This window comes from Picosynechococcus sp. PCC 7002, from assembly GCF_963860125.1.
Lineage (GTDB): Bacteria > Cyanobacteriota > Cyanobacteriia > Cyanobacteriales > MRBY01 > MRBY01.
The window spans coordinates 17,098-31,972 of the sequence record NZ_CAWLFA010000004.1 but is presented as its reverse complement, the minus strand read 5'-3'; the positions used below and the strand labels follow the sequence as shown (position 1 = coordinate 31,972).

Genomic DNA, 14,875 nt, shown 5'->3' with positions numbered 1-14,875 from the left:
TTCTGGCTATCTGGTTGTCTGGTTTTAAAGATAATTCGATTGTACGTGATTTGTAAAAGAATAAACGAGAATCATTAATCTGGCATTCTGTAAATCTGGTTTTCTGGTATTTTGTAAGCATTAGATCAAAAGCAAAATGTAATGTCATCTTGAAGCTACAGACAATACACTGCAAAGGATCTAACCTTTTGAGCACTGCGTCTTTAGTGCTGTGAGCTGACTGTCGAAAAATGTCTCAAATCTTAGATATCTCAATCAGAGGTGCATTTCTTTTTAGCGGGATTTACTTCAGCATTATATTTGCTGCATACTGGCACGATGCTTTCACTCGCTACCTCAGCCCACAACGGACAATTGCTAGACCATCACCAGAGACCATTATCCCTAAGCTAGAGGAACCAGAAATCGTTAGAGAGATCCGAAAATATATTCACTCACCTTCTCTACACAAAACAGTACAGAAATATTTAGGCAAAGAAGTAAGCGAAGCAACACAAGCAGAACTAATTGCGGTATGGACAAAAATTGAGGACAGGTGGGGCGATGAATTTTTTGCTCAAGTTCAACAAGATATGGATCGATATCACAACGACTGATTTCAAATCTTAAACAAGACGAAAAACGCCTGAAAGTAACAAAACGAAAATTTAGTTACATCCAAAACCATGAAGGAAAGCAGCATGAACATCATCACCATCACCGAACCGATCACTCAAGGGAGATTGACTACTGCTACCACTGACAATGAGATCCTGAAACGATGGGCTAGCCAAAAGTCATCTGCCACCCAAAAGACTTATTTCTATATCGTCCGTAACTTCATGGCGGCGATCGCCAAACCATTGAACCAAATCACCCTTGATGATCTGTTGGACTGGCTCGATTCCCTCCAATGGCAATCCCAGAACACGAGGCGAAATAAAATTGCGGTCATTCGCTCCCTGTTTGGGTTTTGCCATGCCACGGGATATATCACCCTGAATCCTGCTAAGCTCCTCCAGCAACCAAAAGAGAATGATTGCCGCATCGAGAGAATCATCACTAAGCCCAAGGTTCAGGCCATGGCCATGAATGCTGATACGCTACGAAACGAGCTGATTATCAAGACTCTGTACCTGTTAGGGGTTCGGGTAAGTGAACTGATTAATATCCGCTGGGATGACTTTATTCAGACTGATGATAATGGTCTAAAACTTAAGGTAATGGGGAAAGGGGATAAGGTTCGGTTTATCGTGGTTCCCACTGGCCTATGGGATGAATTGGAAGCCTTACGGAATGATTCTGCTTATGTTTTCAGCAGTCGCAAGGGAAATAATGGCAGCAAGCTCTCACGGATTCAGGTTTACCGGGTCGTCAAGGCGAATGGCGATCGCGTTGGTGTTCAAGTTTCTCCCCACTTCCTACGCCACTCCCACGCGACACACTCCCTTAAGAACGGCTGCGACTTGCATTTGCTCAGTGAGTCCCTAGGCCATGGCAACATCGCGATCACAAGCCGCTACCTCCATGCCAGTGGGGATGATGGCAGCGCTAATTATTTGAGCTTGTAAGGTGATCGCCTTTGTCGGTTTAAAATTTGTCTAAAAGTATGACAAAAAAAGTAAGGGGGTATGGCGAAACGGACAAAACAAGCGAGAAATTATAACCATTTGGAGGATCACCCCTCCCGGAAGTGTTAGGAATTTTACAACAGTCGCCAGTCCTGAGAATTTCCGGGAACCGCCCCATAAACCTTGGCCAAATCCCAGAGTATTACCACCAAAGCAATGGTCAAAGCCAGTGAACTCGATGAAAACAGCGAAGAAACCCTACCTAAAACCCGTCGCCTTTATCTTCGGTTCCGAGAGTGGCACAATCCCAGAGGCAACCGTTTACCGAGCCACCCAAGAAGCCTATGCAAAAAACTATACCTACCATTCGTGATTGGCTTTGGCACTACCGCTAATGCCCGTCAATTCGTTGAAAACTGCCAAGACATCACGGGGATTCCCGCCACCTATATCCAAGCCACACCGGATTTATGGAAGACTGAATCTATTTAATGGAGAGTATTTAGCCATGAACCCTTCAATTCTTGAAAAATATAATGCCTTACCTACAGGAATCAAAAAGCAAGTCGAAGACTTTATCGAGTTCCTTGCCCAAAAGTATCTCAAAAATTCTCAGCCACCAGTTCTCCCAACAGAGAAAAAGTACGGTTATGGCAGTTTAGCCGGAAAATTAGTGGTTCCCGACGATTTTGACGAACCCCTAGAAGAATTGGCGGAGTATATGTAAATGTACTTGCTTGATACCCATATTTTGCTCTGGTATTTAGCCGCCGATAAAAGGCTAAGTCCTGAGATTAAAGCAATTCTCGATCAGAGAGAAAATCTGAATTTAAGTATCGCTAGTCTCTGGGAAATAGCGATTAAGTTCAATATTGGCAAACTGCCAGCAGGTTCCAATTATCACGACATTTTAGAGCAAATAGATTTTCTGAGGGTCAATACTTTAAATCTGAGTCGAGATGACCTAATTCAATATCGAAACCTACCACTAAACCGTGACCACCGCGATCCCTTTGATCGAATTCTCATTGCCCAAGCAATCAATCATTCCCTAACTTTGGTAACTGCTGACTCCAAATTTAGAACCTATGACCTCGAAGATTTAAAGCTCTATTCCGGATGACATCTACCCCAGTATTTCCCAACTATGGCTGAATCATTGGGAGAACATTATTCCCCTGTTTGATTACCTGCCAGAAATCCGCAGGATGATTTACGCCACCAATGCCATCGAGGCGGTGAACCGTTCTCTGCGGAAGGCCTTGAAAAAGAAGGGAATGTTCCCGAATCCAGATGCAGCCTTGAAATTACTGTACTTAGGACTGAAAAATTTGACAAGGAGATGGACAGTGCCAATTTCCCATTAGAAGAGAGCCTTGGGTTATTTTGCCATCAATAATCCTGAGTACTTTCTCCACTAACTTTTCTTGCTTACACAAAATTCTTGACAATCCCAACTTCGATGATTTCCGATGGGTTATTCAGGATAAGGGTCATCTAAACTCAACCTTCGTTTAACTTCATCGGTTTTTTCCTTTAATTTTTTCTTGGCATCAAAAATTCTCTCCTGAAAGCAATTTACAAGCTTTTCACGTTCTTTTTTGGCATTCTCAGCCGTTTCAGCCTGTATGCTGAGATTTTCCTGATGTTTCCTGATTGCTTTCAGTTGTAACTGGTAGAACTGCTCATACTGGTCTGGTGGTAATTTCTTCTTCAATTCTGCTAGCTGTTGTTTTTGACTCTCAGATAATTCCACTTTAATAGATGGTTTAATTGTACTATTTTCAGTTTTTTCGAGCGGAAAATTTGGTGCTACTTCTACGCTATCACTCACTTCCGTTGAATCTAGAGTTATCGGTTTAAGTTCTGGTGTCTGTCGGTGAGGATTTCTCTGATCTGACTTTTGAAGAGGTTTTAAATTTTCTTTTCTTTGTTCTGCCTGTTGATTTAATTGTGCTAATTGAGCTTCTGGACTTTGATTTACTAAGGGTTCTTTCCCCCCTCTTAGTAGGGGCTGTTTGTTTGAATCGCCAGAAACGTTGTCCTGACTGGAATTACACACGGTTTGCTCGTCCGTTTGAGGGGATTTAAAATGGCTGGAAGTCTTGTCCTGACTGGAATTACACACGGTTTGAGATTCGTTCTCGGTTTTGACTGATTCTTGAATGAGATGCTTGTATTGTTTTGCTAGTCTTGCTTTCCAGTATTTGACGACTGTTGCCATGGAGCTGGCTGCTTTTTTTACTACTGCCTTCAGTAGTTCTGTTTTTGTTGTGAAGGCTTGCTGTTCGGTGGCCAGGGTCTGTAATGCGCTGGTTATGCGGTCTAGGGCGTCTTTTTGTTTTTCTTGGTTATTGGGGTTTGGTTCGGGTAATGCTGGTTCTGCTATTGCTTCTTTGCGGTTACTGGGTTTGAATTTTCTCTCAGCATATCTGGCAATGTCTTTGCAGCGTTGTTCGATGTCTGCTTTGTGTTGGCAGTATTTTTTATAGCCGGGCAGGTTGGTTACGAGTTCTTTGAGTCTTTTTTGTAAGGGAATACCGCCGAGGTTCTCTAGGATTCTTAGTCTTCGACCGAGGTTCAGGAGGATGTCGTTTGTTTGGGCGATCGCCGTGAATCCTTCTTTCAGCAGAGTTTCGTGTTCTTCCCTGATTTTCTTAAGCTTGGGGGATTTGGATTGCTGGGGGATCTGATAGGCAGCTTGGTAGTTTCGTCTGGTATTGGCTTTGATTGCTGCTTCTAGGATTTCTATATCCTGTTGTGATTCGCAGTGTTCCCAGGCTTGAATAAATGCTTCTAGGGTGTCGCTATAGGGGGCATAGTCTTCATCGAGTAAGACTGAGCCTTGTTGCAGGGGGAGTCGATGCCGTTGATATTCTGACCAATCTTCTGGTTTATCGGAGCTGCTCCATTGTTTCTTGTTGGGGAATATTTCCAGGATTCCTCCTGCGACATTGAAGCCGTCTGCTTTGAGTTTGTCTTCGATTAGTGCGGCGAGGCCATAGGTCTTTACGGGTTGGGGTAGGGGGAAATAGATGTGGATGCCTTCTGTGTGGCTCGACTGGAGTTGGAAGCTACTGTTTAATCCCAGGTCTTCGAGGGAGCCTTTGATCTTTTGGAGGGCGTTCGTGCGTTGGTGGGGATGGTATGGACTATTTGCGTCAACGTCCAGCATTAGATAATGAGTCGTTTTGCCGAAGTTAACACCAACATACTTTGAGGTTGAGTGCCACAGGTCTAAAAGCACTTCATCGGTTAATTTCTTTGGTAAGCCCTTGTCTTTGGCAAATTTCCAAGTTCTGTCGGAGATGCTCTTCCATCTCGGTTTTCCTTTCTCTGTAAGGCTTTCGGCGTAGATCCAGGCGTTCCGACAAGGGAAGATTTCGAGGAATTTTTGAATATAACGACCTTGTAGCTTCACAAGATCGTCTTGAGAGGTTATAATCATGATCAAGTGGCACCCCCAACAGGGCGCATATTCTTAGTATTTTTAAAACCGTTGATTCAAAGTTTGGTCGCTTAGGAATCGGCGGTTTTAGTCTTTTTAGGAGCTTCTACAGATGCAAAAATCTATAAAATGCTCCCCACGACGTTACCATATTTAGTGTCAAAATTCTAGGTCTCGTTTCTAGTCTGCTTTTCAAGATCTCTATAGGTAGTGCTCAACGCCTTACGGCATCAATGGTTTGAACACAAGCTATTGGTGATCGCCCGCTCAACTCGCCCACTATAGGGAAACAAAGGTTCACCTAAAACCGCTTGCCGAATAAGGCCAATCAACACGGCAGTATGGGGGCAACTTAGAAAATGGAAAAGTCGTACGCTCTACAATAAATCGTAGTTTTGACAGAGCGATCGCAGTTCATTTTTAAGGCGATCGCCTACTGAGTCTGGGCTAATGCTTGTACAGTCTGAGCTGCTTTTAGATGTTCTTCAACAATTTCTTGATGCAACCATGGAGGAGTGAGAATTTGTACATTAGCTCCGTACTGTAATATGCGTTGACGAAACCAGAATAAACAATCTTCATTGGTTTCAATGTCAACATACTGTTGTTCTACATTTCGTCTAATTATCATTTCATTGTGACGGCGGGGTTTATAGCTAGATAGACTCCCAGTCATTCGATATTGGACTTTTAGAGTTGGAAAGCTCGATAAAAGCCAATGGATATTTGAAGAGGGATTCACTGAAAGAATGCGGTCAATTCGGAAAAGGACATTTTGCTCGATATTAGGGCGTTTTTGAATGCGTTGGGTCAAGATATCTGGCACATAGGCGAAGAGATACAGACTGCCATTATGTAAGCGTAATTCGGAGCGATCTAAGTCCCATAATGCTTCATCGCCTAAGCTGTTGCGATAACGGATGGTAAAACGGCAGGCTGTTTCTAGACGTTTTTGTAAATTTATGATGATCTCTTTGGTTTTGGTATCGCTGTAATCTACAGGTGGATTAAAGTCTGCTTGAAGATAGGTTGGGCGATCGCCTTCTGTGAGAGGACAAATATCTTGAAGTTGACCAGCTTGTTGAGAAAAACCCATTTGTTCAAGGAGATGGGTTGCTAAATAAAGGGCTTGCCGTTGATCTGCGGAGAGAATGACGGGAAAATTTGATTTTTTGAGAACATAGGGACGGTGGGGCGCACTCTCAATCTCAAACCCGCAATCCCGCAGTTTTCGGATAGTACGAGTCAGCTTTTGGGCGACATCATCGGCAGGCTGCTGGTGCTGTTCTAGAAAAAGTTCTAATTGCTCTGTAAGGTCTTTGCGATAACGAGGCTGTGATGCCAGCGATTTAAGTACTTCTATGAAAAAAACAAATTGATTGAAGTCACTTGCCATCACTAAGCCACTGGACAATTTGTTGATCTAAAAGCGAAAAGTACAAAAAAAGACACTTTATCCCTCAATGAACACTAAGTTTCAGTCCCGAATTCAGGATTAGTATAGCTTGGAATAAAAGCTGAAAATTTTTGTACCCTTCGTGAGCTAATTGTAGCAGAGCATGAAAAAAAGGTGTTAGTAATCATGGAGGGATTTCTAAAGGGAGGAAAGAAGGGGTTGCAAAAATCTGATAATTATGCCACGATACAAAAATAAGCAGTCGTTGAGCGGGGGTAGGATCTTGCTCGCAAACTGCTTAATCGTTTCTTTATATATTCCACCAAACCTAAAATTTGGTGCTTATTCGCCATGAATTATATCGAAAATCTCCCCTTATTTCAACAGGAGAATCATGGTTGGCTCGATCCTCAACCGAATCCTGACATTGTGCGTTTTAACCAGCAAATGGAGATTCCTGCCGTTGAATCGCAAATGACGACTCATGACATTCTAAAAATCACTCAATTACCCAGACATCGATTACCGCGAATTGGTGCAGGAGTGAGTTATCAGTCTTATTTCCTGCTGCATGAGAAGAAAGACTGCTGGAAGGCTTATCGACAGATCAGTGCTTAATCCAGTCATTCGTGTTGTGCGGTGAGTTTTCTGATCCAGATTACTCACCAATTGCTTAACTGTGCTCAAAAAAGAAGTTATCTGTTTTTGATTACAACTTTAATTTTAAAGGGTATAGCATATTTTTATTACCCAAAGTGGATGCCATGAAAGTTCAAGTTAAGCCACTCTATGCCAAGCTCAATGAGGGTTTGGGTCAATGTCCATTAGGTTGTCAGTCGGTGTGTAAAGTTAGGGAGCAAGCTCCTGAAATGCAACCCCCCGATGGCTGTAGTTGTCCTCTCTATGACCACCAAGCCCAAACCTATGCACTTACAACCGCAGGTGATACAGATATTATCTTTAACCGTGTGGCGACAGGTGGCGGTAAATCTTTGGGGGCGACCTTGCCTGCTTTGCTCCCTAAAGTTCATCCAGACTTTCGGGTGATGGGACTCTATCCCACAATTGAGTTAGTAGAAGATCAGTACCGACAGCAGCAGGAATATCATCAGATGTTTGGTCTGAATGCAGAGAAACGGGTCGATCGCCTTTATGGTGCAGAATTAGCCCGACGGATTAGCGAAAAAGGCAGTAATCGGTTTCAAGAATTATTGAAATCTATAGAACAAAAACCTGTCATTCAGACAAATCCAGATATTTTTCACTACATTACTCATTTTCGGTATCGAGATAATGCTCGCAGTCAATCTGAATTACCGATGGTCATGGCGAAGTTTCCCGATCTGTGGGTGTTTGATGAATTCCATATTTTTGGAGAACATCAAATGGCAGCGGCGTTGAATAGTTTGTTATTGATTCGTCATGCAACCCAAAGTAAACGCAAGTTTTTATTTACTTCTGCGACACCGAAAACAAGTTTTGTAGAAAGTTTAAAAAATAGTGGGTTTAAGATTGCCGAGATTCAGGGTGAATACAGCGATCGCCTTCAACAGGGATATCGACAAATCCTACAGACTATTAATCTAGAATTTGTTCATTTAAAAGATACCGATACAGAAAGTTGGCTATTAGCACAATCCCAAAATTTGCGAAATCTATTACATCAAGAAAAAAATGGTCGGGGCTTAATTATTGTTAATTCCGTCGCTGCGGCGGGTCGTTTATGTCGAAATTTATCAAAAATATTACCTGATGTGGAAGTTAGGGAAATTAGTGGTAGATGCGATCGCCAAGAACGTCAGCGAACCCAAAACGATTTACGAGAGTTGGAAAAACCCGTATTAGTCGTTGCAACATCAGCGGTGGATGTCGGTGTTGATTTCAAAATTCATTTACTCATTTGTGAAAGTAGTGATTCCGCAACAGTAATTCAACGGTTAGGGCGATTAGGTCGTCATGCTGGTTTTCAGAAGTATCAAGCCTATGTCTTAATTCCATCCCAAACCCAATGGATAATTGCCAGTTTAAAACAAGAGTTAGAAGAGGGGTCTTCAATCGATAGATTAGAATTAAGCACAATCATTGAAACTGCATTTAATGCACCACAGGAATTTAAGCAATATCAAAAACGATGGGGGGAATTACAAGTACAAGGTATGTTGCACCAAATGGTTTATGGCGGTTCCAAGAGTGAATCTAAAGATAATTTAGCTGTAACTCAAGAGTTGCGTGACCGCATGATTGTAAGTCTAGAAAGAGTCTATCAAAAAGAAATAAATGGTTTTGGTAGATGGTGGGGTTTAGGCAATGACGCTGTGGGAAAAGCGACTCAAGAGGAATTGCTCCGATTTAGAGGTGGCTCCTCTTTACAGTCAGGGATTTGGGATGGCGATCGCTTTTATTCCTATGACCTTTTAAAAGTTTTACCCTATGCCACTGTTGAAGTAATTGACCGGGAAACATTTCTCGAAGCGGCTCAAAAATCAAAACATGGAATAGAAGAATTTCCTGAACAATACCTAACTAGTTATTTCAAAATCACCAAATGGCTCGATCAGCGTCTTAATCTTTCCCTTTTTTCTACTCATAGTCATCTTGTTAGTTGCCAACTCATGCTATTAGATCGACTCCAATTAAAAGGGCATATCCAAACAGAACTGAGTCGTTGTTTGGGTCGTAGTAAATATCTTGTCTATCTTGTTCCAGTCAATCGCAATAATCCCTCTAGCCATTGGGATATTAGTCGAAAATTACGCCTTAGCCCTCTTTTCGGTTTATATCGTCTGACGGATAGTGGCGGGAATGCTTATGGTTGTGCGTTTAACCATGATGCTTTATTGCTTGAAGCTTTGAAGTGGCGGTTAGGGGATTTTTGCAAACAAGCCACCAGTGAATCTTTAATTTTTTAAGGGAACAACAATCATGACAACCCTTCTTCAAACTTTGCTGATTCGTACTTTACCGGAGCAAACAGACTCTATTCTTTTAGAATACTTTCAAACTATTTTACCTGCCCTTGAAGAACATTTTGGTAATGCTTCAGGCTTAGGAGGTTCATTTATTTCCCATCAAAAGCATTTTGAGCGGCAGGGCTATGACATAGAAAGAGCCCAGAAGATTGCTCAAAGTTTTGCAAAAAAAGGAGATCAAACATTAGCGGCTCATATTCTCAATGCCTTACTGACAACGTGGAATGTGATGCAGGAATTAGATGTATTTCCAAATGCCATTGAACAACGTTTACTTTGTTTAGGAATTACCCTCCATGATTATGATAAGCATTGTCATGCTCAAGACATCGTGGCTCCTAATCCTGATAATGTGCAGGAGATTATTAATATATGTTTGCGATTAGGTGAGCGGTTGAATTTTGATGGCTTTTGGTTAGATTGGCGTAATTATATTGCTGAAATTTCTTATCTTGCTCAAAATACTCATGGTAAACAACATACAAATTTAATTTCAAGTAATTGGTCAAATGCGGGTTATCCCTTCACGATTAAAGAAAGAAAATTAGATTATCCTCTCCGGCATTTACTTACTTTTGGAGATATAGCAGTTCACCTAACGAGTCCCCATGATTTAGTAAGTTCGACGATGGGTGATCGCCTGCGAGATTTATTAAGTCGGTTGAGTATTGAAAAAAGGCTTGTCTATCATCATTTGCGAGATACAACGGGGATTTTGAGTAATGCAATCCATAATGTTACCCTCAGAACTGTTCAAAAATTAAACTGGAAACCTTTACTCTTTTTTGCTCAAGGTGTCATTTATCTAGCTCCTCAAGAGTCTGAAATTCCTGAACGAGATGAAATCAAACAGATTGTTTGGCAGGGAATTAGCGAAGAATTAGGCAAAAAAATGTCCGCTGGTGATGTGGGTTTTAAGCGGGATGGTAAAGGATTAAAAGTCTCACCTCAAACTTCTGAGTTATTAACAGCGGCGGATATTGTTCGGATTTTACCTCAGGTTATTTCGGTCAAAGTCAACAACGCAAAAAGTCCAGCGACACCTAAACGTCTTGAAAAACTAGAGTTAAGTGATGCGGAACGGGAAAGACTCAATGAAGTTGCAGATTTACGCTGCGATCGCCTTGCGGAGTTACTGGGTCTTGTACAAAAAGAAATTTTTCTGTTACCTGAACCTTTTATCGAGTGGGTTTTAAAAGATTTAGAGCTAACTTCTGTGATTGCGCTGGAGGAAACCCAAGTGCAATCCGGTGGGGTGAATTATGGCTGGTATCGCGTGGCAGCCCATTACATTGCGAATCATGCCACATGGGATTTAGAAGAATTTCAGGAGTTTTTGCAGGGGTTTGGCGATCGCCTTGCGACATGGGCGGAGGAAGAAGGCTATTTTGCAAAACATCAAAGCCCAACACGCCAAATTTTTGAAGATTACCTTGACCGTTATCTAGAAATTCAAGGCTGGAAAAGTGACCATCAAGCCTTTATTCAGGAGCTAAAAAATTACATTAATGCCAAAACTAAAAAATCAAAACAACCGATTTGTTCTTTGAGTTCTGGGGAATTTCCTTCAGAGGATCAAATGGATTCAGTTGTTCTTTTTAAACCCCAGCAGTACAGCAATAAAAATGCTTTAGGTGGTGGGCAAATTAAGCGAGGTATTTCAAAAATTTGGTCACTAGAAATGCTTTTGCGTCAGGCTTTCTGGTCTGCTACTGCGGGTAAATTCGAGGATCAGCAACCTATTTTTATCTATCTTTATCCTGCCTATGTCTATGCCCCTCAAGTTGTAGAAGGAATTAGAGAATTAGTGCATGGCATCGCTTCGATCAATCTCTGGGATGTTCGTAAGCATTGGGTTAACAACAAGATGAATCTTGCTAGTCTGAAGTCTTTACCTTGGCTTAATGAAGATGTTGAACTAGGAACAAATTCTCAACTGAAATACACAAAAGAAGATTTGCCCTTTCTTGCCACTGTTTATACAACTAGCAGAGAAAAAACGGATACCGATGCTTGGGTTAAACCTGCGTTTCTTGCCTTACTTCTACCCTATCTCTTGGGAGTGAAGGCGATCGCCACCCGAAGCATGGTTCCGCTCTATCGAAGTGATCAAGATTTTCGAGAATCAATTCATCTCGATGGAGTCGCAGGTTTTTGGAGCTTACTGGGTATCTCGACAGATTTACGAGTCGAAGATATTGCCCCAGCTTTGAATAAACTTTTGGCGATTTATACCCTACACCTTGCCGCCCGCAGTAGCCCTCCTAAAGCGAGGTGGCAGGATCTCCCCAAAACCGTACAGGAGGTAATGACCGATGTTTTAAATGTATTTGCCCTTGCTGAACAGGGATTAAGACGTGAAAAACGCGATCGCCCCTATGACTCAGAAATCACTGAATATTGGCAATTTGCCGAAATTTTTTCCCAAGGAAATATTGTTATGACCGAAAAATTGAAACTGACTAAGCGTTTGGTTGAGGAATATCGCAAGTTTTATCAAGTGCGAACTTCTGACTCTAGCCATGCAATTTTATTACCCCTTTCTAAGGCATTAGAACAAATTTTGTCTGTTCCCGATGACTGGGATGAAGAGGAATTAATTTTACAAGGCTCTGGTCAACTCCAAGCCGCACTAGATCGCCAAGAGGTTTATACCCGACCCATCATTAAAGACAAATCAGTTGCCTATGAAACACGACAATTACAGGAATTAGAGGCAATTCAAACCTTTATGACCACTTGTGTACGGGAATTGTTTGGGGAAATGTGCAAAGGCGATCGCGCTATCCTCCAAGAACAACGTAATCGTATCAAGTCCGGTGCAGAATTTGCCTATCGTCTTTTGGCGTTAGAAACACAACAAAACCAAAACTAATTTTAGATATCAATTCTCTTCATTATTTCTAGGAATTTTTCATCATGTTAGAAAGTCTAAAATCTCAATTTCAACCTGCTTTTCCTCGTCTTGCATCTGGTCACTATGTTCATTTTCTAGTGTTGCGCCACTCCCAATCTTTTCCAGTATTTCAAACTGATGGAGTTTTGAATACAACCCGAACCCAAGCAGGACTATTACAACAAACAGATCAACTCAGCCGTTTGGTCATGTTTAAGCGAAAACAAACTACGCCAGAACGTTTATCAGGTCGTGAACTTCTGCGTAATTTAGGTTTGACAAGTGCCGATAAAAGCGCGAAAAACCTTTGTGAATATAACGGGGAAGGTTCTTGTAAAAAATGTCCTGATTGTATTCTCTATGGTTTTGCAATTGGAGATAGTGGCTCAGAACGTTCAAAAGTCTATTCTGATTCTGCTTTTTCCCTAGGCACTTACGAACAATCCCATCGTAGTTTTACTTTTAATGCACCTTTTGAAGGAGGAACAATGAGTGAAGCTGGGGTAATGCGGAGTGCAATTAATGACTCGACCCACATCTTGCCAGAAGTTACTTTTCCCACAGTCGAATCATTGCGAGATGCAACCTATGAAGGTTTTGTCTATGTATTAGGTAATCTACTCCGAACAAAACGATATGGGGCGCAGGAATCTCGTACAGGTACGATGAAAAACCATTTGGTAGGGATTGTTTTTGCTGATGGAGAAATTTTCAGTAATCTGCATTTAACCCAAGCTCTTTATGACCATATTGGAGGGGAATTGAATAAACCAATTTCTGAACTTTGTGAGGCAGCATCAACCGTTGCGCAAGATCTTTTAAATAAAGAGCCAGTCCGTAAATCTAAGTTGATTTTCGGTGCAGATTTAGAAGCATTAGTCCAAGAAGTAAATGACATTTACCAAAATGATGCTGAGTTAACAAAACTTCTAGGTTCTTTATATCAGCAAACCCAAGATTATGCGACAGAGTTTGGTGCGTTATCGGGTGGGAAGAAAAAAGCAAAATCTTAGATTTTTAAATATTTGCAGAGGGTTATGATTAGTTCGACCCTCTTTTCTTCTTTCTCTTTTTAGGTGCTTATGACAAAAATTTATCGCTGTAAATTAACTCTCCATGACAATGTATTTTTTGCAAGTCGAGAGATGGGAATTCTTTATGAAACAGAAAAGTATTTTCATAATTGGGCATTAAGTTATGCTTTTTTTAAAGGAACAATTATTCCCCATCCCTATGGCTTAGTTGGAGGAAATGCTCAAAAACCTGCTTATTTAGATCGTGATCGCGAACAGAATTTACTTCATCTCAATGATTCGGGAATTTACGTTTTTCCCGCCCAACCTGTCCATTGGTCTTATCAAATTAATACCTTTAAAGCTGCTCAATCTGCCTATTATGGTCGCTCTGTTCAATTTGGTGGGAAAGGTGCAACTAAAAACTATCCGATTAATTATGGTCGTGCCAAAGAATTAGCAGTAGGTAGCGAGTTTCTAACTTATGTCGTGAGCCAAAGAGAGCTAGATCTGCCAGTATGGATTCGTTTAGGAAAATGGTCTTCTAAAATTCGAGTCGAAGTGGAGGCGATCACCTCGGAAAAGATAATATCTGAATCAGGGGTTTATATCTGTAGTCATCCTCTAAATCCTCTAGATTGTCCTGAAACTCAACAAATTCTCCTTTACAACCGCGTGGTGATGCCACCATCTAGTTTATTGAGTCAATCGCAGTTAGAAGGAAACTTTTGGAAAATTGGTCGAGATTTATGCTTACCGCAAGATTTTAGTTATGGAGCCGGAACCATAGTAAAAGAATCAGCAATGGAGTCTAGTCATGCCTAATGATCCCTATAGTCTCTATTCAATTGTGATTGAATTAGGAGCGGCAGAAAAAGGTTTTCCAACCGGAATTTTAGGAAGATCACTTCATTCCCAAGTATTACAATGGTTTAAACAAGATAATCCTTTCTTAGCTACAGAACTACATCAAAGCCAAATATCTCCTTTTTCTATTTCTCCTTTAATGGGAAAACGTCATGCCAAGTTGACAAAAGCTGGCGATCGCCTATTTTTTAGAATTTGTTTGCTCAGAGGTGATTTATTACAGCCATTACTTAATGGTATAGAACAAACAGTGAATCAATCTGTCTGTCTTGATAAATTTCGATTTCGCTTATGTCAAACCCATATTTTGCCAGGTAGTCATCCTCTGGCAGGCGCTAGTCACTACTCTTTAATTTCTCAAACCCCAGTTTCATCAAAAATCACTTTGGATTTCAAAAGTTCTACAAGTTTCAAAGTAGACAGAAAAATCATCCAAGTATTTCCTTTAGGAGAACATGTATTTAATAGCCTTTTAAGACGATGGAATAATTTTGCGCCTGAAGATTTACACTTTTCTCAAGTTGATTGGTCAATACCAATTGCTGCCTTCGATGTAAAAACCATACCTATACATTTAAAAAAAGTTGAAATTGGTGCTCAGGGCTGGGTCACCTATATTTTTCCGAATACAGAACAAGCAAAAATTGCTTCAGTACTCTCAGAGTTTGCCTTTTTTTCAGGGGTTGGCAGAAAAACAACTATGGGTATGGGACAAGTACAAGTTAGAAGTTAAGAA

Annotated in this window: 14 protein-coding genes; 12 read left to right on the top strand and 2 right to left on the bottom strand. The window is 41.1% G+C overall.

Going from position 1 to position 14,875, the window contains the following annotated elements; all coding sequences use genetic code 11:
* The first annotated feature begins 230 nt into the window (after positions 1–230).
* The 6 genes from AACQ84_RS14705 (at position 231) to AACQ84_RS16400 (ending at position 2,917) form a co-directional block, all read left to right on the top strand.
* Complete coding sequence (locus AACQ84_RS14705) at positions 231–596, top strand: hypothetical protein (RefSeq protein WP_041444073.1); 366 nt, start codon at positions 231–233, stop codon at positions 594–596.
* Positions 597–665: 69 nt separating this feature from the next.
* Positions 666–1,550 carry a tyrosine-type recombinase/integrase gene (locus AACQ84_RS14700; protein ID WP_049761764.1) on the top strand — a complete coding sequence of 295 codons (885 nt, stop codon included), beginning with the start codon at positions 666–668 and terminating at the stop codon, positions 1,548–1,550.
* Positions 1,551–1,733: 183 nt separating this feature from the next.
* Positions 1,734–2,042 (top strand): hypothetical protein, encoded by a 309-nt coding sequence (locus AACQ84_RS14695; protein WP_012305529.1) that lies wholly within the window; start codon positions 1,734–1,736, stop codon positions 2,040–2,042.
* A gap of 16 nt (positions 2,043–2,058) precedes the next feature.
* Complete coding sequence (gene vapB, locus AACQ84_RS14690; RefSeq protein ID WP_041444072.1) at positions 2,059–2,277, top strand: type II toxin-antitoxin system VapB family antitoxin; 219 nt, start codon at positions 2,059–2,061, stop codon at positions 2,275–2,277.
* A complete protein-coding gene (locus tag AACQ84_RS14685) occupies positions 2,278–2,673 on the top strand; it encodes a type II toxin-antitoxin system VapC family toxin (RefSeq protein WP_012308505.1) in 396 nt (131 codons plus the stop codon).
* On the top strand, positions 2,663–2,917 hold the full coding sequence (locus AACQ84_RS16400; protein ID WP_083764498.1) for a transposase: 255 nt from the start codon (positions 2,663–2,665) through the stop codon (positions 2,915–2,917). Before AACQ84_RS14685 ends, AACQ84_RS16400 begins: the two co-directional genes overlap by 11 nt.
* A 110-nt stretch (positions 2,918–3,027) precedes the next feature.
* Here AACQ84_RS16400 and AACQ84_RS14680 read toward each other — a convergent pair whose 3' ends face one another.
* Positions 3,028–4,998, bottom strand: a complete 1,971-nt coding sequence (locus AACQ84_RS14680) for a hypothetical protein (protein WP_012308504.1) — start codon at positions 4,996–4,998, stop codon at positions 3,028–3,030.
* A 433-nt stretch (positions 4,999–5,431) separates the two neighbouring features.
* A complete protein-coding gene (locus AACQ84_RS14675; RefSeq protein ID WP_012308503.1) occupies positions 5,432–6,394 on the bottom strand; it encodes a helix-turn-helix transcriptional regulator in 963 nt (320 codons plus the stop codon).
* A 351-nt stretch (positions 6,395–6,745) separates the two neighbouring features.
* On the opposite strand from AACQ84_RS14675, the gene AACQ84_RS14670 reads away from it, so the two are divergent.
* The 6 genes from AACQ84_RS14670 to cas6 all read left to right on the top strand — a co-directional run bounded on the left by AACQ84_RS14670 (position 6,746) and on the right by cas6 (position 14,872).
* Positions 6,746–7,012: a hypothetical protein gene (locus AACQ84_RS14670; protein WP_041444071.1), complete on the top strand. Its 267-nt coding sequence runs from the start codon at positions 6,746–6,748 to the stop codon at positions 7,010–7,012.
* Between the two features lie 146 nt (positions 7,013–7,158).
* Entirely contained in the window at positions 7,159–9,303 is a 2,145-nt protein-coding gene (gene cas3, locus AACQ84_RS14665) for a type I-D CRISPR-associated helicase Cas3' (protein WP_041444070.1), read from the top strand.
* A 13-nt stretch (positions 9,304–9,316) separates the two neighbouring features.
* Complete coding sequence (cas10d, locus tag AACQ84_RS14660; protein WP_012308501.1) at positions 9,317–12,238, top strand: type I-D CRISPR-associated protein Cas10d/Csc3; 2,922 nt, start codon at positions 9,317–9,319, stop codon at positions 12,236–12,238.
* A 44-nt stretch (positions 12,239–12,282) separates the two neighbouring features.
* Positions 12,283–13,272, top strand: a complete 990-nt coding sequence (cas7d, locus tag AACQ84_RS14655) for a type I-D CRISPR-associated protein Cas7/Csc2 (protein WP_012308500.1) — start codon at positions 12,283–12,285, stop codon at positions 13,270–13,272.
* A 69-nt stretch (positions 13,273–13,341) separates the two neighbouring features.
* The gene (cas5d, locus tag AACQ84_RS14650; RefSeq protein WP_012308499.1) at positions 13,342–14,097 is read left to right on the top strand and encodes a type I-D CRISPR-associated protein Cas5/Csc1; all 756 of its coding nucleotides are present in this window, start codon (positions 13,342–13,344) and stop codon (positions 14,095–14,097) included.
* On the top strand, positions 14,090–14,872 hold the full coding sequence (cas6, locus tag AACQ84_RS14645; protein WP_012308498.1) for a CRISPR system precrRNA processing endoribonuclease RAMP protein Cas6: 783 nt from the start codon (positions 14,090–14,092) through the stop codon (positions 14,870–14,872). The genes cas5d and cas6 overlap by 8 nt, the downstream gene beginning before the upstream one ends.
* Positions 14,873–14,875: the final 3 nt, after the last annotated feature.